This is a genomic window from gamma proteobacterium symbiont of Axiagastus rosmarus, from assembly GCF_059730925.1.
Window position 1 is genome coordinate 1,480,864 of sequence record NZ_AP035925.1, and the last position, 20,072, is coordinate 1,500,935.

The following is a 20,072-nucleotide window of genomic DNA, read 5'->3' on the forward strand; positions in this document are numbered from 1 at the left end:
TCTGCAATTTAGTGGGCGTTGTCATCGCGCACGGAAGACTGCAGCGCTTCCGCAAACGAGCGGGCGAGGCTGCGGCGCTGGGCCGGTGCGATGTCGGTGTTGATCAAATTGGTCACCATGTTCCCCAACACCATCAGGGAAAGATCGGTTGGCGCTTTGTCTTTTTCAAGAACCTGCGCCAGCTGCGCGAGAAGCTGTTCGACGCGCGCGTCGCTGTAACGGGATGATTGTGGCATATCGTCGACTAATCAAGTGTGAAAACGCGGTATATTACCGTAACAACGCACTTTTTTCCGCAATTTTATCGCAAGCAGAACGATCAGTTTGTGCGCGCAGTTGAAAGCGGCTGCGGGCGGTGTTTGAATACGCGCCTGAGCCAAAAGGAGAGTCTACCATGAGTCTGGATATCGACCAGATTGCCCTGCATCAGTTAGTCAAACGTGATGAAAACCAGCTGGAACTGGTGCTGCGCGATACCCTGTTACCTGCCACGCAGGCGGTGGAAGAGATGGCGGAAGAGTTACACCGCGTCTATAGCGCCAAAAGCAAGGCTTACGGCCTGTTTAATGAAGACAGCGAGCTGGCGGAAGCGCTGCGCAACTGCCGCAAAGGGCAGGATGACTTCCTGGCGTTCAGCCGTGCGGCTACCGGACGCCTGCGCGACGAGCTGAGCAAATACCCGTTCGCCGAAGGCGGCGTGGTGCTGTTTCTGCACTATCGCTATCTGGCGGTGGAGTATCTGCTGGTGGCGGTGCTGAACAGCCAGTCGAGCATGCGCGTTAACGAGCAGCTCGACATCAGCAGCACGCACTATCTGGACATCAACCATGCCGATATCGTGGCACGTATCGATCTCACCGAGTGGGAAACCAACCCGGAATCCACGCGCTACCTGACCTTCCTGCGCGGACGCGTGGGGCGCAAAGTGGCCGATTTCTTCATGGATTTCCTCGGCGCCAGCGTCGGTCTGGACACCAAAGCACAGAACCGCGGGCTGCTGCAGGCGGTAGATGATTACTGTGCCGAGTCCAGCCTGGATAAAAATGAGCGCCAGAACTATCGCCAGCAGGTCTACAGCTACTGCAATGAACAGCTGCAGGCGGGCGAGGAGATTGCGCTGGAAGATCTCTCCAGCGAGCTGCCGCAACTGGGCGAAAAAACCTTTCAGGCGTTTACCCAGGAACAGGGTTATGAGCTGGAGGAACATTTCCCGGCCGACCGCAGCACCCTGCGTCAGCTGACGAAATTTGCCGGTAGCGGCGGGGGATTAACGCTTAACTTTGATGCCATGCTGCTGGGCGAGCGCATTTTCTGGGATCCGGCCACCGATACGCTGACCATCAAAGGCACGCCGCCGAATCTGCGCGATCAGCTGCAGCGTCGTACCGGCGGCCAGTGATCGCCGGATTTGCGCCATAAAAAAACGCCGCAGATGCGGCGTTTTTTCGTCAACCCGTTAGCGATTAAGCGCGAACGAAGTCGATGTGGTGCAGTTTTGGCTTGAACGGGTGACGCTGAACAGCCTGAACTTTAACTTTGGTTTCTTTACCGTCAACAACCAGAGTCAGCACGTCGCTGTAGAACTCAGGCTTAGCCTGCATGTTCATCACAGCGTCGTGGTCCAGTTCGATAGAAACCGCAGCGTCTTTACCGCCATAGATGATGGCCGGGAATTTGTTCGCTGCGCGCAGGCGGCGGCTCGCACCCTTACCCTGCTCTTTACGTACTTCTGCATTAATAGTGAACATCTTAAGATCTCTTCTATAGTTCCTGCTACAGGCGACCCAGCAACAGGACGGTTATTCAATACGCTTTTACGGATGCAAAAGCGGGCGGCATTATAGCCGGATTGCCACAGCGGGGCAAATGATTCCGCCGCTTAGCGCAGCTCGTTGGCGCGGCGATAGCGTCCCTGATAATCGAACATTTTTTCCCGCACCTGCCAGAAGTGGCCTTTGGCGCGCGCCACCACAAAATCGGGATGGCGCAGCAGCGGCTGCAACGCCACCACATCGGCGGCGGTCTGCCAGCCGAGCTCCACGCCGGGCGCACGCTGATGTGGCCGCATAAACAGCTGCTCAAAGGCGGTGCGCTGCGCCGGAGTGCGCAGGCGAAAGCGCTCGCTGACGCTGGTGCCATCCTCATCAAAATAGGTGGCTTGCAGCCATTCGCCTTCATCATCGCGTCCGTGCGCCAGCGTCATACCACTGCAGCGCAGTACGCGCGCGTCTTTCAGCTTCAGCGCCGCTTTCAGCATATCATCGGGGTCGACCAGCACCTTGTCGCACTGCTGGCAGCGACGCGCGGCGATATCATTTTCTGCACCGCAGTCCGGGCAGCTTTTAAAGCGGAAACGGTAGTCGCACTGCGCGCGATTGCCCTCGTCATCGTCGAGCACGCCCTGACAGCGGCGGCCAAAGTGCTCAATGACGTGGCCATCTTCGGTCGCCTTGCCCCAGAAGGTATTCGCAAAGCCGCAGGCCGGACAAAACACCTGTACCGGCTGGTTATCGCTGGCGCCTTTCGGTGCGCCGACTTCGGGCGTAAAGAGATCGTGCGGGTTTCCGGCGTAATCAAGGATCAGGCAGTCGGTTTTGCCCGGTGCCAGCCGCAACCCGCGACCGACAATTTGCTGATACAGGCTGACCGATTCGGTCGGGCGCAGAATGGCGATCAAATCGACGTGTGGCGCGTCAAAGCCGGTGGTCAGCACCGCCACGTTAACCAGAAACTTAAGCTGCTGCGCTTTGAACTGCTGAATCAGCCGGTCACGCTCCTTCACCGGGGTTTCCGCCGATACCAGCGCACTGTTTTCCGGCAGCAGGCTGAGAATTTCCCGCGCGTGTTCAACGGTTGCGGCAAATACCATCACGCCGCGGCGCGTCTCAGCGAACTCGATGATCTGTCGCATGATCTGCGGCGTGACGCGCTGCTGCTGTTTCAGTTCGCGGTTAAGATCGGCCTCACTGAACAGGCCATTATTCTGCGGGATCAGCCGACTGAAATCATACTGCACCACCGGCATATCCAGCCGCTCGGGCGGCACCAGAAAGCCATGTTTGATCATATAGCGCAGCGGCAATTCGTAGATGCAGTCGCGGAACAGCGCATTATCATCGCCGCGCACCATGCCGTGATAGTGGTACTGGTAAATCCAGCCTTTGCCCAGGCGGAATGGCGTGGCGGTCAGCCCCAGCAGACGCAGCTGCGGATTGTGCTGGCGCAGATGGGCGAACAGTTGCTGATACTGGCTCTCTTCGTTGTCGCTGATGCGATGGCACTCATCGACGATCACCAGCGAAAAGGCGCTGTCAAAACTGGCCAGATTGCGCGCCACTGATTGCACGCTGCCGAACACCACTTTACCGTCGCTCTGCTTGCGCTGCAGGCCCGCGGCGAAGATGTCCGCCTGCAGGCCATACGCCTGATATTTACTGTGGTTCTGCTCCACCAGTTCTTTGACGTGAGCCAGCACCAGCACGCGACCGCGCGCCAGCCGCGCCAGTTCGGCGATCACCAGGCTTTTGCCGGCGCCGGTTGGCAGCACAATCACCGCTGGCGTGGCGTGGCGGCGAAAATGGGCAACGGTGGCATCAACGGCTTCTTGCTGATAGGGGCGCAGGGTAAACGACATGGGAACCGGCTTTTTCTGGAACGGACGCGCATTATGCCATGAAAGTGGCTGAAACGCAGGATCGGCACTATTAGCAGGCGAATGTTCAGGCTATACTGCCCACACTTTTTCAACGGTTAACCCTGCGCTCAATTATGCCGTGGCCGCCGCGCTACGCTGTAAATGATTTACCGGGCAAACGCCGTTTCAGTTCCCCTCCGCAGTAACAGGCAAAAAAGCGAATTCATGCGACTCGACAAATTCATATCTCAGCAACTGGAAGTTAGCCGTGCCATCGCCGGCCGTGAAATACGTGGCAGAAAGATCACCATCAATGGCGAAGTGGTGCGCGACACCGCGTATAAAGTCCTGCCGGACGATGCCGTAGAGTACGACGGCAATCCGCTGACGGTGCAGCAGGGCCCGCGCTATTTCATGCTGAATAAACCGCAGGGCTATGTCTGCTCCACCGACGATCCGGATCATCCCACCATTCTCTATTTCATTGAGGAGCCGGCGGCGTTCAAACTGCACGCGGCAGGGCGGCTGGATATTGATACCACCGGGCTGGTGCTGCTGACCGATGATGGTCAGTGGTCGCATCGCATTACCTCTCCGCGCCATCACCTGGAGAAAACCTACCTGGTGGAACTGGAGCAGCCGCTTGATGCGGGGCTGATCGAAAAATTTGCTGCCGGCATTCAGCTGCACAACGAGAAAGATCTGACCAAACCGGCGCAGCTGGAAATCCTCGATGAGAAAGCCGCGCGCCTCACCCTCAGTGAAGGGCGCTATCACCAGGTGAAACGTATGTTTGCGGCGATGGGCAACCACGTCACGGCGCTGCATCGTGAAAGCATCGGTGAGATTGTGCTGGATGAGGAGCTCGGTGAAGGCGAATACCGTGAACTGACCGAGGCGGAAATCAACAGCATCGGCCTGCCGGACGAACTGAAACAGCGTAAATAGCGGGAGACAGTGGTGCGTAAGGAAAAAAATTCACCGGTGGGATTAGTGGTGATTCTGGGATTGCTGGCCATGCTGATGCCGCTCTCCATTGATATGTATCTGCCGGCAATGCCGCAAATCGCCCGTGAATTCGCGGTGTCGGCCGGCAGCGTACAGATGACGCTGAATCTCTACATCCTCGGCTTCGCCATTGGTCAGCTGGTATATGGCCCGCTGGCGGACAGCTACGGACGTAAACCGGTGATTGTGCTTGGCACACTGATTTTTGCCTGCGCGGCGGCAGCCTGTGCGCTGTCGCAATCCATTGACCAGCTGATTCTGATGCGTTTCCTGCACGGGCTCTCCGCCGCCGCGGCCAGCGTGGTGATTAACGCCCTGATGCGCGACAGTTATTCGAAAGAAGATTTCTCGCGCATGATGTCGTTTGTCATGCTGATCACCACCATTGCGCCGCTGCTGGCCCCGATCATCGGCGGCTGGCTGCTGCTGCTGTGGAACTGGCACGCCATCTTCTGGACGCTGGCATTGGCCGCACTGATTACCACCGTGCTGGTGGTAACGCAGATCCGCGAAACGCTTAAGCCCGAGCAGCGGCAGCGTTTTCACCTGCGCACCACGCTGAGCAATTTTGTCGCGCTGGTGCGGCACAAACGCGCCTTCAGCTATATGCTGGCAAGCGGCTTCTCGTTTGCCGGGCTGTTTACCTTTCTTAACGCCGGGCCGTTTGTTTACATTGAAGTGAACCATGTGTCGCCGCAGAATTTCGGCTACTACTTTGGCCTCAACGTGGTGTTTCTGTTTGTCATGACGCTGATTAACAGCCGCGCGGTGCGCCGTTTCGGACCGCTGGCGATGTTCCGCCTCGGTCTGCTGATTCAGTTTGCCATGGGCATCTGGCTGCTGATTGTCAGCGCGCTCAACCTCGGTTTCCTGCCGCTGGTGTTTGGCGTGGCAATGTTCATTGGCTGCGTATCGACCGTCTCCTCCAATGCGATGGCGGTGATCCTCGACGAATTTCCCCATATGGCCGGCACCGCATCCTCGCTGGCCGGTACGCTGCGCTTCGGCGTCGGTGCGCTGGTTGGCGCGCTGCTGTCGCTGGTCAGCGTCAACAGCGCCTGGCCAATGGTCGCCACCATCGCGCTGTGCGCTACCGTCTCAATCGTGCTGTTCAGCTACGCCGCCCGTCCGCGCCACACCGCGTGATGGCGGCGGGTCTATGCTTAGCCCGCTGTTATTTCACCTCCTGATTTGCCCCTCTCCGCGCTCTCGCTCTGCTTAATGTTTCCATATTGTGAAAATTAATTGATAAAAAAGTAACGGCATTGCGTCTAAAATGATTGTTAAGCGCCGCGTAACGCGGTAAACATAGGCATAAATGCGAGAAAGCTCGCAAATAATAAAGTTGCATCACGCTTTGTGCTTAAAACGAGAAGGCTATCCTTGACGTCCGTATGCTGAGCTTGCCAGGTGGGGATTCACCGCGATGAAGTCGTCCGTTGTGAATAACGTTACTGTCTCTGGGAACCGAAACACTATGCTGCAACTCTCGGTTGTGCATCGTTTACCACAACTTTACCGCTGGTCGCTGGAACATGCCGGCGCCATTGAACGCCAGGAAGCAGCGAACGGCGCGCATGACGGGGATCTGGTCGCGCTGCGCCTGCTGAGCCATGATGGCCATCCGGCGCTAGAGATCCTGCAGCAGCTCCAGGAAACGCTGGCGCAGATTCAGGTCGAGTGCAAAATTGCCGAATGTGAAGGGCAGCCGTGTTTGCTGATTCAGCGCGGCGACGAGAGCGCCACTAACTGCTGTCTGAAAAATCAGGGCGTGGCGATCGCCGAAACCTTTGACGGTCACTGAGGCCCGATCTCGCCCTGCGCGGAGGCCAGCAGCTGACGCGTATACTCTGCTGCGGGCGCGTTGAACAGCGCTTCGCATTCACCCTGTTCCACCACTTCACCCTGGCGCAACACTACCAGCTGATGACACAGCGCGCGCACCACCTGCAAATCGTGACTGATAAACAGATACGCCAGCTGATGCTGCTGCTGTAAACGGCGCAGCAGGGTGAGGATCTGCTTTTGCACCGAGCGGTCCAGCGACGAGGTGGGTTCATCCAGCACGATCAGCTGCGGCTGCAGGATCAGCGCGCGGGCAATGGCGATACGCTGGCGCTGACCGCCAGAGAATTCCGCCGGGTAGCGGCTGCGGCTCGTTGCCTCCAGACCAACCTCTTCCATCACCGCAATGACTCTGGCTTCCTGTTCGGCAGCACTGAGCTGCGGCTGGTGCACCGCCAGCCCTTCGGCAATCACCTGCTGTACCGTCATGCGCGGATTGAGTGAAGAGTTGGGATCCTGAAACACCACCTGAATGCGCTGGCGCAGCGGCAGTAGCTGCTTCGCGCTCAGCTGATGCAGCGGCTGGCCGTCGAACCAGATCTCGCCGCGCGCAGCAATCAGGCGCAGCAGCGCCAGGCCGGTGGTGCTTTTGCCTGACCCGGATTCGCCGACTAACCCGAGGCTTTCGCCGCGCCGCAGGGTAAAACTGAGATTGTGTAGCGCGGTTTTTTCCGCCACGGTGCGCTTCAGCAGTCCACGGCGAATCGGGAAACCCACCTGCAAATTATTCACCTGCAACAGCGGCGGCGCGTCGATCAGCGGTACCGGCGCGCCGTCCGGCTCGGCGGCCAGCAGCTCGCGGGTATAAGGCTGCTGCGGCTGGCGAAACAGCGCGTCACAGCGGTTGTGTTCCACCTCGCGCCCGTTGCGCATCACCGTCACGCTGTGGGCCAGCTGACGCACAATGTTCAGGTTATGGGTAATGAACAGCATGCCCATGTTCAGTTCGCGCTGCAGTTCGCGCAGCAGCTGTAAAATCTGTGCCTGTACCGTGACATCCAGCGCCGTGGTGGGCTCATCGGCAATCAGCAGTTTGGGCTGGGTCAGCAAGGCCATGGCGATCATCACGCGCTGGCGCTCGCCGCCGGACAGCTGGTGCGGAAAATCCTGCAGGCGCGTCGCGGCCTGGCGAATGCCTACGCGATCGAGGCAGCTGAGAATCTCAGCGCGCGCCGCTTCACGCCGCATGCCACGGTGCAGCGACAGCACTTCATACAGCTGCTTTTCCACGCTGTGCAGCGGATTGAGTGACACCATCGGCTCCTGAAAAATCATCGCCATCTGGTTGCCGCGCAGCCCGCGCATCTCACGTTCGCTGGCCTGTAACACATCGCGCCCGTCAAACAGGATCTCGCCCTGCGGATAACTCACCGGCGGCTGCGGCAGCAGACGCATAATCGACAGCGCCGTCACGCTCTTGCCCGATCCCGATTCGCCCACCAGCGCCAGCGTTTCGCCGGCGTCAATGCGCAGCGAGATATCTTCCACCACGCGGCGCGGCCCGAACGCCACCGCCAGATGATTCACCGTTAACAAACTCATTTAGCGCCCCCGGCTCGGATCAAAGGCATCGCGTACCGCTTCGCCGATAAAAATCAGCAGTGACAGCAGCAGGGCGAGGGCGAAGAAGCCGGAAAGGCCAAGCCACGGTGCCTGTAAATTGTTTTTTCCCTGCAGCAGCAGTTCGCCCAGCGACGGCGAGCCCACCGGCAGGCCGAAGCCGAGAAAATCCAGTGAGGTTAAGGTAGTAATCGAACCGCACAGGATAAACGGCAGAAAGGTGAGCGTGGCGACCATGGCGTTGGGCAACATGTGGCGCAGCATGATGCGGCTATCGCTCACGCCCAGCGCGCGCGCGGCGCGGATATAATCAAAGTTACGCGTGCGCAGGAACTCAGCGCGCACGACGCTCACCAGGCTCATCCAGCCGAAGATCACCGTCAGCAGTAACAGCCACCAGAAATTGGGCTGAATCACGCTGGAGAGCAGAATCAGCATGAACAGCGTCGGCATGCCGGACCACACTTCAATCAATCGCTGGCCGATGAGGTCAACGCGGCCGCCAAAGTAGCCCTGCAGGGCACCCACCACAATGCCAATCACGCTGGAGAACAGCGTTAACAGCAAACCGAACAGCAGCGAGATGCGCGTGCCGTACAGCAACCGCGCCAGTACATCGCCACCGTTAGCATCGGTACCCAGCCAGTTTTGCGCGGACGGCGGTGACGGGAAGGGCACGTCGGTGGCGAAATGAATGGTGCTGTCGCTGAAGCGGATGGGGGCCCACAGCGCCCAGCCCTGCTGGTCAATACGTTGCTTCAGCCACGGATCCTGGTAATCGGCCGGCGTGGCAAACTGGCCGCCAAAATCGCTCTCGCTGTAGTTAAACAGCAGCGGTGCGTACCAGCGCTGCTGATAGTGCACCAGCAGCGGTTTGTCATTGGCTAATAATTCCGCGCCCAGCGACAGCACAAAAATGAGCAGAAACAGCCACAGCGACCAGTAGCCGCGCCGGTTATGACGAAAGCGCTGCCAGCGCTGCTGGTTAACGGGAGATAAACGCATCAGCGGCCCTCAAAATCAATGCGTGGATCGACCAGCGTATAGGTCAGATCGCTGAGAATATTCATCAGCAGGCCAATCAGCGTAAAGATATACAGCGTGCCGAACATCACCGGATAGTCGCGCTGAATGGTGGCATCATAGCCGAGCAGCCCCATGCCGTTGAGTGAGAACATCACCTCGATCAGCACCGAGCTGGTGAAAAACATACTGATAAAGGTGGCGGGAAACCCGGCGATCACCAGCAGCATGGCGTTGCGAAACACGTGGCCGTACAGGATGCGCTTCTCATCCAGGCCCTTGGCGCGTGCCGTGACGACGTACTGTTTGCGCACCTCATCAAGGAACGAATTTTTCGTCAGCATGGTCAGGGTGGCAAAGCCGCCAATTACCGTAGCCAGCACCGGCAGGGTGATATGCCACAGATAATCGCTGATTTTGCTGTACCACGGCAGCGTGTCAAACTGCGGCGAAGTGAGGCCACGGAGCGGGAACCAGTCGAGATAGCTGCCGCCGGCAAACAGCACAATCAGCATGATGGCAAACAAAAACGCCGGAATTGAGTAGCCGATGATGATAAAGATGCTGCTCCAGATATCAAACGCGCTGCCGTTGCGCACCGCTTTTTTGATGCCCAGCGGAATCGACACCAGATAGATGATCAGCGTGCTCCACAACCCGAGGCTGATCGACACCGGCAGGCTCTCTTTAATTAGCTGCAGCACCGAGGCGTTACGAAACAGGCTGTCACCAAAGTCAAAACGCAGGTAATTCCACAGCATTTCGCCATAGCGCTGCAGCAGTGGCTTATCGAAGCCGTAGCGATGGGTTATTTCTGCCACCACTTCCGGATCCAGCCCGCGTGCGCCGCGGTACTGGCTGTCGCCGGGATTGTCGCGCACCAGCGCACCGCGCGCGCCGCTGTCACTGCCGCCGCTGCCAGGCAGACCGGTGCTATGACCAAACTGGATGTTGGCCAGCGCCTGATCGACCGGACCGCCCGGCGCAATCTGTACGATAAAGAAATTCAGGGTGATGATGGCCCACAGCGTGGGAATAATCAGCAACAGCCTGCGCAGGAAATAAGCACCCAAACCGCTCTCCTCAGCGTCGATCGGCCGGTAAACGACCGGCTTTGTTCACATCGTACCACCAGTTTTCCAGCCCGGTGGCAAACGCCGGTTTAATCTGCGGATGGGAAAACTTGTCCCACCAGGCCAGCCGCTGCTCAGCGTTGTACCACATCGGAATCATGTAGGCGTTCCACAGCAGCAGGCGATCCAGCGCCTGACCGAGCGGCAGCAGCGCTTTTTCATCGCCCTGATGCGCCACGATCTGCTGCACGAAATGGTCGACCAGCGGATCTTTTACCCGCGCGGTGTTCCACGAGGAGCTGATGTAATCCGACTGCCAGACATACTGCAGGCTGGTGGAAGGCCACGGCATCGCCTGATAAAGCGACGGAATCATGTCGTAATCGCCTTCGCGCAGCCGGCGCAGATATTGCGAACTGTCCACCTGGCGCAGCGTCATCGTAATGCCAAGCCGTGCCAGGCTGTGCTGGAACGGCAGCGCCCAGTCGTTCAGAGAACCGCTGCGCAGCAACAGTTCAAACTGAAACGGCTGGCCGGTTTTCACGTTCACCAGCTGCTGATTTTTGATCTGCCAGCCTGCCTGCTTCAGCAGCGCCATCGCCCGCAGCAAATTGTTGCGGTCAAAGCCGCTGCCGTCAGAATGCGGCGGCGCGTAGGCGTTGTTAAAGACCTCGGCAGGCAGCTGCGCCTTGTAGGGCGCGAGCAGGACCAGCTGATCGGCGTCAGGATAGCCTTTGGCGGCGTAAGCGGTGTTCTGGAAGTAGCTGTCGGTTCGCTTGTAAGCGCCGTAGAACAGCGCTTTGTTCATCCACTCAAAATCAAACGCCAGCGTCAGCGCCTCGCGCACGCGGCGGTCGGCAAATAATGCTTTCTCGTTATTGAACGCCAGCCAGCGCGTGTCGGTGGCGACGTCATTCGGCGTGGTGGCTTTCACAATGGCGTGGCTGGTGAAGTTGCGCCCGCGATATTGTGTGGCCCATTTCTTCGCCGAACTCTCTTCGCGCAGGTCATAGGCACCGGCCTTAAACGCTTCAAAAGCCACGTTGTCATCGAGATAGTAATCGTAGCGCAGGGTATCAAAATTAAAGCGACCGCGGTTCACCGGCAGATCGGCCGCCCAGTAGTTCTTCACCCGGCTATATTGGATGAACTGGCCGGATTTGTACGAAGTGACGCGGTAAGGCCCGCTGGCGAGCGGCGGATAGCCAATCGGCTCATTGAATTTTTTGTTCTGCCAGAATTTTTCCGGCAGCACCGGCAGCGTGATCCAGCTCAGCACCAGGTCTTTATCTGGTTTGGGCATCTCAATGCGCACCGTCAGCCGGTTCAGCGCTTTCACCTGCACGCCGCGAAACGCCACGCGAAACTGCGGCACGCCTTCGGTCATGAATTTGCTGAAGGTGAAGGCGACATCCTGCGCGGTGATCGGTGTACCGTCCTGAAACTGCGCGTGCGGATTGATCGACACCTCCATCCAGTGATAATCGCTGGGATAGCGTGCTGATTCGGCGATCAGCGGATAGTAGCTGCCGGGCTCATCGTCTGAGGTGGTAAACAGGCCGTCGTACAGCGTGTCAGTGCCGATACCGGGGTTGCCGCGCGACGCATAGCGGTTGAAGTTGTCGTAAGTGCCCACCACGGCGAGGGTGATCTTGCCGCTTTTTGGCGCCGCCGGATTGGCGTAATCATAATGGCTGAAGTTGACCGCGTATTTAGGTTCGCCCAGCTTCGCAAAGGCATAGCTTTCATGGATAGTGACCGCGTGCACCGGCGCAATGGCGCTGCACATCAGTAGTGCTGTGGCAAGACGAAGCAGCATAAGTGGGGCGCTCTCCTGTGGTAATCCGCACTGTATGGTAGCAGTTTCATGCGCGGTACGTGACGTTAACCCAAACTGGCCTGGCTCTGATAGTAGCTGATCAGCTTTTCCGGGCGCAGCGGGCGGCTAAACAGATACCCCTGCAGATGCGTGACGCCCCGGTTAACCAGCCAGGCCGCCTGGTCGCCGGTTTCCACCCCTTCCGCCACGGTTTTCAGGTTGAGTTTCTTTGCCAGCAGCAACACGGTGTCAAGCACCGGCGAGGTTACGGTTTCGGTGCCGATACTCTGCACAAAGCCGCGATCGATTTTCAGGTAGTCGAACGGATATTTTTCCAGATAGATCAGCGCGCTATGGCCAGTGCCAAAATCATCGATGGCAATCTTGAAATTGTGTTCATGCAGCCAGGCGAAGATTTCGCCGGCGTTCTTCTCCCGCACCATGGTGCGCTCGGTGATTTCAAATACATAGTTAAAATGATCGGCGGGCATACTGGCGATCCACGCCTGCACGTCGCGGCGAAAACTGGCCGATGCCAGATGCTGCGGTGACATATTCAGACTGAGACGGGTGCCGCGCGGCAGTTGCTGACAGAGAAAACGCGCGTCGCGCGCTACCAGGCTGAACAGATGTTGAGTCAGAGGAATAATCAGGTTTTGCGCTTCGGCGTGGCTGATAAATACATCGGGGGGGATCATGCCTTCAACCGGGTGAGTCCAGCGCAGCAGCGCTTCAACGCCATAGGGTTTGCCGTTGTGTGCCGTTACCAGCGGCTGATACTCAACGTGAAACTGACCGCGCCGGATGCCGAGCAGGATTTCACGTCCCGGTCGCTGATGCAGCGACAGCAGCAGCCAGCTGATTGCGGCAACCAGCAGCGCCAGCAGCAGGCCGGTCAGCAACGCCAGCGTGTAATCGCGTGAGGCCAGCGTGCTGCCGTAAAGCACAAAGCGCATGCTGCCGTCATCAAGCGTCAGGTCGGTGAGGGCAGGCGGCAGATCGCGGCTGCGCACCACCTGGCTGGTGCCGCTGAGCAGCGCGCTGTCGCCTGCCACCAGCGCCATGCGCGTGATTTCGGGATGGTAAGAGGCCAGCAGCTGGTAAGGCGTCATGCTGAGGTTCATGGTGGCGAGGATGCCGGTTTCGTTCGCTCCCGGACTTTTCAGCCACAGCGCCAGCGCTGGTTTGGCGGGCTGCAGCGGTGTGCCGGGCAGCAGGCGGACGTCACGGTCGCGCTCCAGCTCTGAATCGGGTGAAATGGCGCTGGCGGCCAGCAGAAATGCGCCGGTAGCCGAAGAGCAGTAAGCGTTGCCGTCGCGTACCAGTAATATCGCGCGAATGTTGCCGGCAAAGGCGGCGCGAGAGGTCAGCTCACGGTTGACGCTGTTGCAGCTGAGTTGAGTGTATTGCTGCAGTGGATAAAGGCTCTCGACCAGGGTTGACATCACCTGTTGCAGATCGTCACGGCTGTGAGCCAGCAGCTGCTGGTGTTGCTGGACGCGTTTTTGCCAGGTCAGCGTGAGCAGGACGGTGACAAACAGGATAAAAAACGCGACCCCAATAATTACGCTACTCCAGGCGATGCGCCGCGAGTAGCTGGCATGACGATTTAACGTCCCCGACAGTGGCATGGAGTTGGTTCCCCTGATCTTGCCCTTTTTATTATAAAAACGCATACAACTGTGCTGGTTCAAGGCAACGAGAATATAACGAGGCTGCGCGAAAAGTCTCGTTATATTTTTGATTCACAATTACTTTTTCCGCCATGGATTTGGTTTAAGCAACTGCAGACGAAAAAAAACGCTGCCGGGGCAGCGTTTTCAGATTCTCTGGCTGAGAACATCAGGAAGGAAGGGGTTAACTGGGGTTTTTTGCCAGTACCCGACGCGCTTCGCGGTAGCGGTTTTTCCAGTAACTGTCGTTAAGGCTGGAAATCATCACGCCGCTGCTGGTAGACGCGTGTACAAAATTGTCGTTGCCGAGATAGATGCCGACATGGCGACCGGTGGAGCCGGCGCGGAACAGCACTAAATCACCCGGACGCAATTTACTGCGTGAAATCTCTTTACCGCTGTCCTGCTGTTCCGATGTGGAACGCGGCAGCTCTAAACCAAACTGTTCGCGAAAGGTGCGCTGAACAAAAGCAGAACAGTCAATGCCGCGTTTGGTGTCGCCGCCTAAGCGATAACGCACACCTTTCCAGTCACTGTACTGCTCCATGATGCGGGACTTAACGTCCACGTTCTGCACCATTTGTTCAAATTCGTCCTGAGACGCCTGAAGTAAAAAACCATTCTGGTTGTTAACTTCATGATTCTCGTTATTCGCGTTCTGACCGTTATGGGTACTGCTACATGCCGATAAGAGGGTTGCTAATGCTACTGCGGGAATAATCCGCCTGAGGTATCTCAGAATTGGTTGAGACTTGACCATTGTACGTGTTTTCCTTCGATGTCCTTACGACAGAATGTCGCCAGCCAGATGACAAAACGGGTTGAGATTAATAAGTGCGACCCTCTAAGACAATTCCTTAATTACTAAAATGTGTTAATGCACACATTTTTGTTGCTTAAGGTACCGAATTTTATGCTGCACGGTAGTAATCGGAGTTGAGGTTAACCGATTACAGACCGCGTGGCGAGTGCTTTTATATAAATTTTTATAGGTTTTTTTGATGTGAAATCAATCTGTAACACAACGGTTACTTTATCAACAACTGGTAGCGATTTAAGCGTCAATTAACGGCAGGAACAGCGGCTAATTCTGGCGCTAAGAGAGATTTTAAGAGGGTTCTGACTGGACAGGCCAGGAATAACGCCATTGTCAGACGATTTGACGCATAGGTTTTTCTTTTATCAGAAAACGCTTAGTTCGCTAATAATTTATTGCAGGATTAAATAAGCGCAGGCGATCTTAAAAACAGGAAATAATCGCCCGCGCTAAACAATTACGCCTGGGGTTTATATTTTCCGGGCAGCGAACGATAGAGCCAGTTCACCAGTTTGTCGCTGGCCGGTGTTAATAACCACCAGCTCAGGCCCACCAGCACCACCGACAGCGAACCGACCGCAATATCGGTAAACCAATGCGCACCCGCCATCACGCGCGGCAGGGAAAAGAGCACCACAATCAGCAGGCCCATCAGGAAGGCGCGGAAGCCGAAATAGCGCCACATAAAGCAGGCGAAGATAATCAGCATCATGCCGTGGTCGCCGGGGAAGCTGTCTCGGGACGCATCTTTTGCCGGAATGCCGGTCAGTTCGCTGACGCGATGCACGTTATCAAAGAACAGCGTCGGGCTGGCATGCTTAACCGGCAGCAGATGGCCCAGCTGGTTAAGAATCACCGCCGTCAGCAGCATGGTGATACCAATCGCCAGCATACGACGTCGGCCCTGCGGCGTTTCGCGGCGCCAGAACCACAGATAGAGCAGGCCCATCGCCAGCAGTGACACCGCGTCAAAACCGCGGAAATTGGTAATCGCCACCAGCAGCGCAAAGCCGTGATGGTCGACCATCTGGTCGTTAAAGCCAAAAAAGATGCCTTTGTCGAGAGCGAACCAGAACCCGTGCTCCGGCGGCAGATACCACGACATAAATAGCATCACACCCAGCGCATTCAGCAGCAGGATGGTGATCAAACGAGTAGTGCGCATAAAAGTAACTCAAAAAGAAAAAAAATAACGGGCAAACCTACCGCAGCTAATTTAAACGAATCTTCAACAGGGCAGTCTGCAAGGCATTCCAGTCGGCGGCCTGATGGTGGATCAATTCGATACGGCTATCCGGCGGCGTGACCGGGCGCGTTTCAATGAACAGGTCTTCGCCCTGACGATTAATGCTGACCAGACCGTCAGCGGTACGCAGCACGCCTTTCACGCGATCCACCGGCGCAAGCCGCGCCCACTCTAAAGCCGGAATGGTATCGAACACCGTGTCACCATCGAAAATCCAGCCACAGGAAGCATAGCCCTGACCTTCATTTAACGCACGACGCCAGCGCGCTTCGCCTTCCAGTTTCAGCGCCGCCAGCCCCTGCGGGCGTGACGAATGATGATGATGCGCGGCATCGGGTACCGCACGATCCGCCAATGCCGGCTGACTCAGCAACGCCGGATCAATATTGCCCCAGCTGGCTTCCACCAGTTGACGGTCGCCTAAATGCTGCTGCTGCCAGCTCGCCAGCCGCTGGCGATCTTCCGCATCCCACTTGTCGCTTTTGTTGGCGATGATGATGTCTGCGGCGATCAGCTGGTCGCGAAAGTTTTCATTCTCCGTGACGCGCGTATCGGCTAACTGACGCGGATCGAGCAGCGTCAGCGTGGCGTCCACGCGGATCCACGGCTGATAGACCGCCGCGCGCAGCATATTCAGTAACTGTTTGGGATGGCCAAGACCGGTAGGTTCGATAATCAGGCGGTCCGGCTGGGTCTGCTTCAGCAGCATATTCAGCCCAACCTGCAGCGGCAGGCCGTTAACACAGCACATGCAGCCGCCGGGGATCTCTTTCAGCGTGGCGCCGCGGTCGGCGAGCAGGGCGCCGTCAATGCCGATCTCGCCAAACTCGTTGACCAGAATGGCCCACTTTTCATTGGCCGGTTTGTGCGCCAGCAGATGTAACAGGGTGGTGGTTTTACCGCTACCGAGAAAACCGGTAATCAGGTTCACGCGCGTCATGATTTACTCCGTTAAAATAGCCGCGCCGGACAACCGCATCCGGCGCGCAGGCTGTTGTTATACTATAACAATCAACCGCCGCCGGAGAAAATCGTGCGCTTAATCGGCGCGTCCCATATAACGACGCTCGGCAATATGGATACGGATGCGATCGCCATTGCTCAGGTACTCCGGCACCTGAATCGACAGCCCGGTGCTCATGCCCGCCGGTTTGGTGCGCGCACTGGCGGATGCCCCTTTGATGCCAGGTGAGGTATCAACAATCTCCATGTCTACCGTCTGCGGCAGTTCCAGCGCCAGCACCTGACCATCCATGGTGAGCACCTGGATACCGGGAATGCCGCCTTCCGGAATAAACAGCAGCTCTTCTTCGATCTGATCTTTTTTAAAGCTGTACGGCGTGTAATCTTCGTCATCCATAAACACGTATTCGTCGCCGTCGATGTATGAGAAGGTCACCGCGCGGCGGCTGAGCTGGATGGCATCAATAATGTCGTCGCCCTTGAAGCGCTCTTCAACTTTCAGGCCGGTGCGCACATCGGTGAAACGCATCTTGTACAGCGTGGCGGCACCGCGCGCGCTTGGGCTCTGGACATCGATATCCTTCACCAGCAACAGTTTACCGTTCCAGGTGACGGCCATTCCTTTTTTGATTTCGTTTGCCTTTGGCATAATGCTTGACTCGCTATAACCAGGTAGATGCGCGCCAACTTACTCGCGCGGTGAAAAACAGGCAAGTGAGGCCGGTGAAAATTGTTGGTCGCGCATAGAATTCCGCGGTGCAGACTGCTATTGTCGGCCGCTAATCTTTGCAGGAGCGCATGATGTTATGTCGAGACCAGTGCGGTGCCTGCTGCACAGCCCCCTCCATCTCTTCCCCCATTCCGGGTATGCCTGACGGCAAACCGGCCAATACCCGCTGCGTGCAGCTCGACGAACAGCAGCGCTGCAAAATTTTTGGCTCGCCGCTGCGTCCGGCGGTGTGTGCCGGTTTACAGCCACAGGCGGAGATGTGCGGCAGCAGCCGCGCCGATGCCATGATCTACCTGCTGCAGCTGGAAGCCGATACCGCGCCCTGAGTTTAAGCTGACGCGAGCTGAACAGCACGCTCGTCACAGGTACCGCGTTACAGCAACGCGTCAGCGCGCCCGCTGTGAAAAATCCTAAATCCGCCGCGAAGTGTGCGGAGCATCAAAAATCTGCTACGCCGATTGCGCATTTTCTTGCCTGTAATCGGGGGCTGTACCATATTCCCTGAAACGTTTCAGCGTTGTCCTCCCGGCTAAGTCCGTATCGCACAGCGCATTTTTTCGCCATCAGGCTGAAACGATTCACTTTCAGCAAGCGAGGAGAAATATGTTCCAGCTCGAAGTTCAGGCCATTCACACCGGCGCCAGCGCGTCCGATAAAGAACAGGCCATTCGTCAGGTTGCCGCTGCGCTTACTGCGGCCGGAAATGTGGCCGAAGGCTACGTCGACGGCATGCTGGCGCGCGAACAGCAAACCACCACCTTTCTCGGCAACGGCATCGCCATTCCGCACGGCACCACCGATACCCGCGATCTGGTGCTGAAAACCGGCGTGCAGGTTTATCAGTTCCCGCAGGGCGTGGACTGGGGTGATGGCCAGACGGCGTACGTCGCCATCGGCATTGCCGCCAAATCTGACGAGCACCTCGCGCTGCTGCGCCAGCTGACCCACGTATTAAGCGATGACAGCATCGCGGAGCAGCTGAAATCTGCCTCTGCTGAAGAGCTGCGCGCGCTGCTGATGGGTGAAAAGCAGGCCGCTGAATTCCAGTTCGATACGTCGCTGATCGCCACTGACGTGGCTGCCAGCGATCTGATGACGCTGCAGGCGCTGAACGCCGGTCGTCTGCAGGCGGCCGGTGCCGTTGACGCCAGCTTTGTCGCGGACGTTGTCTCGCACGCGCCGCTCAGCCTCGGTCAGGGCATCTGGCTGAGCGACAGCACGCACGGCAACCTCAACAGCGCGGTGGCAGTGAGCCGCAGCGCGACGCCGCTGATGCATCAGGGCGAACCGGTAGCGCTGCTGCTGACGGTCGCCGCCACCGATCAGCGCCCGCTTGAGGTGCTGGGTTACCTCAGCAATCTGCTGCTGAACAAGCAGGCTGAACGCCTGCTGAAAGCGGACGCGGCAGGCATTCTTGCGCTGCTGACCAGCGAAGTTGATGAAGCTGCGGACGTCTTAACCGCGGAATTCACCATTCGCAACGAGCACGGTCTGCATGCGCGTCCGGGCACCGCGCTGGTGAGCGTGATCAAGCAGTTCAACAGCGATATCACCGTGACCAATCTCGACGGCAGCGGTAAGCCGGCTAACGGGCGCAGCCTGATGAAGGTGGTCGCGCTCGGCGTGAAGAAAGGCCATCGTCTGCGTTTCACCGCCAGCGGTGACGATGCGCAGCAGGCACTGCACGCTATCGAAGAAGCCATTAATAGCGGTCTGGGCGAGGGGGCAGCATGAGTCGTCGCGTTGCCACTATCACCCTGAACCCGGCGTACGATCTGGTCGGCTACACGCCGGAGATCGAGCGCGGCGAAGTTAACCTGGTCAAAACCACCGGGCTGCACGCTGCGGGTAAAGGCATCAATGTCGCCAAAGTGCTGAAAGATCTCGGCATCGACGTCACCGTCGGCGGCTTCCTCGGCAAAGAGAATCAGGACGGCTTTCAGCAGCTGTTCAGCGAACTCGGTATTGCTAACCGTTTTCAGGTGGTGCAGGGCCGTACCCGCATTAACGTTAAGCTGACGGAAAAAGACGGCGACGTCACTGACCTCAACTTCTCGGGCTTTGACGTCACGCCCCAGGACTGGGACCGCTTCACTGCCGACTCGCTGACCTGGCTGGGCCAGTTCGATATGGTGTGCGTCAGCGGCAGCCTGCCAGCGGGCGTTGCGCCGGACGCGTTCACCAAATGGATGAGCGATCTGCGCACCCACTGCCCATGCATCATTTTTGACAGCAGCCGTGAAGCGCTGGTGGCCGGTCTGAAAGCGGCACCGTGGCTGGTAAAACCCAATCGCCGCGAGCTGGAGATCTGGGCCGGCCGCAAGCTGCCGACGCTGCAGGATGTGATTGACGCCGCGCACCAGCTGCGCGAGCAGGGCATTGCCCACGTCGTGATCTCCCTCGGTGCGGAAGGCGCGCTGTGGGTCAATGCCTCAGGCGAATGGATCGCCAAACCGCCTGCGTGTGAAGTGGTCAGCACCGTAGGCGCCGGAGATTCGATGGTTGGCGGCCTGATTTATGGCCTGCTGATGCGGGAATCCAGTGAACACACGCTGCGTCTGGCGACGGCGGTGGCGGCCATGGCCGTCAGCCAGAGCAACGTCGGCGTGACCGATCGTACCCAGTTGGCCGCGATGATGGCGCGCGTCGACTTACAACCCGTTAACTAACAGCAGGAGAGC

At 57.8% G+C, this 20,072-nt stretch carries 19 protein-coding genes; 7 read left to right on the forward strand and 12 right to left on the reverse strand.

The features are described from left to right. Positions 1–8: 8 nt before the first annotated feature. Entirely contained in the window at positions 9–236 is a 228-nt protein-coding gene (locus tag AC6I8F_RS06815) for a YejL family protein (RefSeq protein ID WP_021509249.1), read from the reverse strand. 158 nt (positions 237–394) lie between these two features. On the opposite strand from AC6I8F_RS06815, the gene yejK reads away from it, so the two are divergent. Beyond that, positions 395–1,399 (forward strand): nucleoid-associated protein YejK, encoded by a 1,005-nt coding sequence (yejK, locus tag AC6I8F_RS06820; protein WP_498028658.1) that lies wholly within the window; start codon positions 395–397, stop codon positions 1,397–1,399. A 64-nt stretch (positions 1,400–1,463) separates the two neighbouring features. On the opposite strand, the gene rplY is transcribed toward yejK, so the two are convergent. After that, positions 1,464–1,748, reverse strand: coding sequence for a 50S ribosomal protein L25 (gene rplY / locus AC6I8F_RS06825; RefSeq protein WP_010618083.1), 285 nt, complete (start codon positions 1,746–1,748; stop codon positions 1,464–1,466). Between the two features lie 131 nt (positions 1,749–1,879). After that, positions 1,880–3,634, reverse strand: coding sequence for a DNA repair helicase RadD (radD, locus tag AC6I8F_RS06830; protein ID WP_498028659.1), 1,755 nt, complete (start codon positions 3,632–3,634; stop codon positions 1,880–1,882). Positions 3,635–3,859: 225 nt separating this feature from the next. On the opposite strand from radD, the gene rsuA reads away from it, so the two are divergent. The 3 genes from rsuA to AC6I8F_RS06845 all read left to right on the forward strand — a co-directional run bounded on the left by rsuA (position 3,860) and on the right by AC6I8F_RS06845 (position 6,446). Beyond that, positions 3,860–4,582: a 16S rRNA pseudouridine(516) synthase RsuA gene (gene rsuA, locus AC6I8F_RS06835; protein ID WP_021509252.1), complete on the forward strand. Its 723-nt coding sequence runs from the start codon at positions 3,860–3,862 to the stop codon at positions 4,580–4,582. Between the two features lie 12 nt (positions 4,583–4,594). Then, positions 4,595–5,788: a Bcr/CflA family multidrug efflux MFS transporter gene (locus AC6I8F_RS06840; protein WP_021509253.1), complete on the forward strand. Its 1,194-nt coding sequence runs from the start codon at positions 4,595–4,597 to the stop codon at positions 5,786–5,788. 331 nt (positions 5,789–6,119) lie between these two features. Next, a complete protein-coding gene (locus tag AC6I8F_RS06845; protein WP_021509254.1) occupies positions 6,120–6,446 on the forward strand; it encodes a YejG family protein in 327 nt (108 codons plus the stop codon). On the opposite strand, the gene yejF is transcribed toward AC6I8F_RS06845, so the two are convergent. The 9 genes from yejF to yeiP all read right to left on the reverse strand — a co-directional run bounded on the left by yejF (position 6,440) and on the right by yeiP (position 17,310). Beyond that, the gene (yejF, locus tag AC6I8F_RS06850; RefSeq protein ID WP_348879205.1) at positions 6,440–8,029 is read right to left on the reverse strand and encodes a microcin C ABC transporter ATP-binding protein YejF; all 1,590 of its coding nucleotides are present in this window, start codon (positions 8,027–8,029) and stop codon (positions 6,440–6,442) included. The two genes, AC6I8F_RS06845 and yejF, sit on opposite strands and share 7 nt — an antisense overlap. Next, entirely contained in the window at positions 8,030–9,052 is a 1,023-nt protein-coding gene (locus AC6I8F_RS06855) for an ABC transporter permease (RefSeq protein ID WP_058780318.1), read from the reverse strand. It abuts the gene before it with no gap. Continuing rightward, positions 9,052–10,143 (reverse strand): microcin C ABC transporter permease YejB, encoded by a 1,092-nt coding sequence (locus tag AC6I8F_RS06860; RefSeq protein WP_059009158.1) that lies wholly within the window; start codon positions 10,141–10,143, stop codon positions 9,052–9,054. Before AC6I8F_RS06860 ends, AC6I8F_RS06855 begins: the two co-directional genes overlap by 1 nt. A 10-nt stretch (positions 10,144–10,153) precedes the next feature. Next, positions 10,154–11,962, reverse strand: a complete 1,809-nt coding sequence (locus AC6I8F_RS06865) for an extracellular solute-binding protein (RefSeq protein WP_498028660.1) — start codon at positions 11,960–11,962, stop codon at positions 10,154–10,156. A gap of 65 nt (positions 11,963–12,027) precedes the next feature. Next, entirely contained in the window at positions 12,028–13,593 is a 1,566-nt protein-coding gene (pdeN, locus tag AC6I8F_RS06870) for a cyclic di-3',5'-guanosine monophosphate phosphodiesterase PdeN (RefSeq protein ID WP_058757525.1), read from the reverse strand. A 226-nt stretch (positions 13,594–13,819) separates the two neighbouring features. Further along, positions 13,820–14,395 carry a bifunctional murein DD-endopeptidase/murein LD-carboxypeptidase gene (gene mepS / locus AC6I8F_RS06875; RefSeq protein WP_031280047.1) on the reverse strand — a complete coding sequence of 192 codons (576 nt, stop codon included), beginning with the start codon at positions 14,393–14,395 and terminating at the stop codon, positions 13,820–13,822. 514 nt (positions 14,396–14,909) lie between these two features. After that, on the reverse strand, positions 14,910–15,617 hold the full coding sequence (locus AC6I8F_RS06880; protein ID WP_058769930.1) for a phosphatase PAP2 family protein: 708 nt from the start codon (positions 15,615–15,617) through the stop codon (positions 14,910–14,912). 46 nt (positions 15,618–15,663) lie between these two features. After that, the gene (locus AC6I8F_RS06885; RefSeq protein ID WP_058769931.1) at positions 15,664–16,638 is read right to left on the reverse strand and encodes a CobW family GTP-binding protein; all 975 of its coding nucleotides are present in this window, start codon (positions 16,636–16,638) and stop codon (positions 15,664–15,666) included. A gap of 99 nt (positions 16,639–16,737) precedes the next feature. Then, positions 16,738–17,310 (reverse strand): elongation factor P-like protein YeiP, encoded by a 573-nt coding sequence (gene yeiP / locus AC6I8F_RS06890; protein WP_031280049.1) that lies wholly within the window; start codon positions 17,308–17,310, stop codon positions 16,738–16,740. Positions 17,311–17,462: 152 nt separating this feature from the next. Here yeiP and AC6I8F_RS06895 point away from each other — a divergent pair, with 152 nt between their 5' ends. The 3 genes from AC6I8F_RS06895 to fruK all read left to right on the forward strand — a co-directional run bounded on the left by AC6I8F_RS06895 (position 17,463) and on the right by fruK (position 20,060). Continuing rightward, the gene (locus tag AC6I8F_RS06895; protein WP_058775788.1) at positions 17,463–17,717 is read left to right on the forward strand and encodes a YkgJ family cysteine cluster protein; all 255 of its coding nucleotides are present in this window, start codon (positions 17,463–17,465) and stop codon (positions 17,715–17,717) included. A 277-nt stretch (positions 17,718–17,994) separates the two neighbouring features. Further along, positions 17,995–19,125 carry a fused PTS fructose transporter subunit IIA/HPr protein gene (gene fruB / locus AC6I8F_RS06900; RefSeq protein ID WP_498028661.1) on the forward strand — a complete coding sequence of 377 codons (1,131 nt, stop codon included), beginning with the start codon at positions 17,995–17,997 and terminating at the stop codon, positions 19,123–19,125. After that, positions 19,122–20,060, forward strand: coding sequence for a 1-phosphofructokinase (gene fruK / locus AC6I8F_RS06905; RefSeq protein WP_021509266.1), 939 nt, complete (start codon positions 19,122–19,124; stop codon positions 20,058–20,060). The genes fruB and fruK overlap by 4 nt, the downstream gene beginning before the upstream one ends. The last annotated feature ends 12 nt before the right edge of the window (positions 20,061–20,072 follow it).

Coding starts and splice junctions, on each gene's coding strand:
- fruB (WP_498028661.1), top strand. CDS start 17,995: ATGTTCCAGCTCGAAGTTCAGGCCATTCACACCGGCGCCAGCGCGTCC.
- yeiP (WP_031280049.1), bottom strand. CDS start 17,310: ATGCCAAAGGCAAACGAAATCAAAAAAGGAATGGCCGTCACCTGGAAC.
- AC6I8F_RS06880 (WP_058769930.1), bottom strand. CDS start 15,617: ATGCGCACTACTCGTTTGATCACCATCCTGCTGCTGAATGCGCTGGGT.
- fruK (WP_021509266.1), top strand. CDS start 19,122: ATGAGTCGTCGCGTTGCCACTATCACCCTGAACCCGGCGTACGATCTG.
- mepS (WP_031280047.1), bottom strand. CDS start 14,395: ATGGTCAAGTCTCAACCAATTCTGAGATACCTCAGGCGGATTATTCCC.
- AC6I8F_RS06855 (WP_058780318.1), bottom strand. CDS start 9,052: ATGCGTTTATCTCCCGTTAACCAGCAGCGCTGGCAGCGCTTTCGTCAT.
- AC6I8F_RS06865 (WP_498028660.1), bottom strand. CDS start 11,962: ATGCTGCTTCGTCTTGCCACAGCACTACTGATGTGCAGCGCCATTGCG.
- AC6I8F_RS06845 (WP_021509254.1), top strand. CDS start 6,120: ATGCTGCAACTCTCGGTTGTGCATCGTTTACCACAACTTTACCGCTGG.
- AC6I8F_RS06885 (WP_058769931.1), bottom strand. CDS start 16,638: ATGACGCGCGTGAACCTGATTACCGGTTTTCTCGGTAGCGGTAAAACC.
- yejF (WP_348879205.1), bottom strand. CDS start 8,029: ATGAGTTTGTTAACGGTGAATCATCTGGCGGTGGCGTTCGGGCCGCGC.
- radD (WP_498028659.1), bottom strand. CDS start 3,634: ATGTCGTTTACCCTGCGCCCCTATCAGCAAGAAGCCGTTGATGCCACC.
- yejK (WP_498028658.1), top strand. CDS start 395: ATGAGTCTGGATATCGACCAGATTGCCCTGCATCAGTTAGTCAAACGT.
- AC6I8F_RS06815 (WP_021509249.1), bottom strand. CDS start 236: ATGCCACAATCATCCCGTTACAGCGACGCGCGCGTCGAACAGCTTCTC.
- rplY (WP_010618083.1), bottom strand. CDS start 1,748: ATGTTCACTATTAATGCAGAAGTACGTAAAGAGCAGGGTAAGGGTGCG.
- AC6I8F_RS06895 (WP_058775788.1), top strand. CDS start 17,463: ATGTTATGTCGAGACCAGTGCGGTGCCTGCTGCACAGCCCCCTCCATC.
- rsuA (WP_021509252.1), top strand. CDS start 3,860: ATGCGACTCGACAAATTCATATCTCAGCAACTGGAAGTTAGCCGTGCC.
- pdeN (WP_058757525.1), bottom strand. CDS start 13,593: ATGCCACTGTCGGGGACGTTAAATCGTCATGCCAGCTACTCGCGGCGC.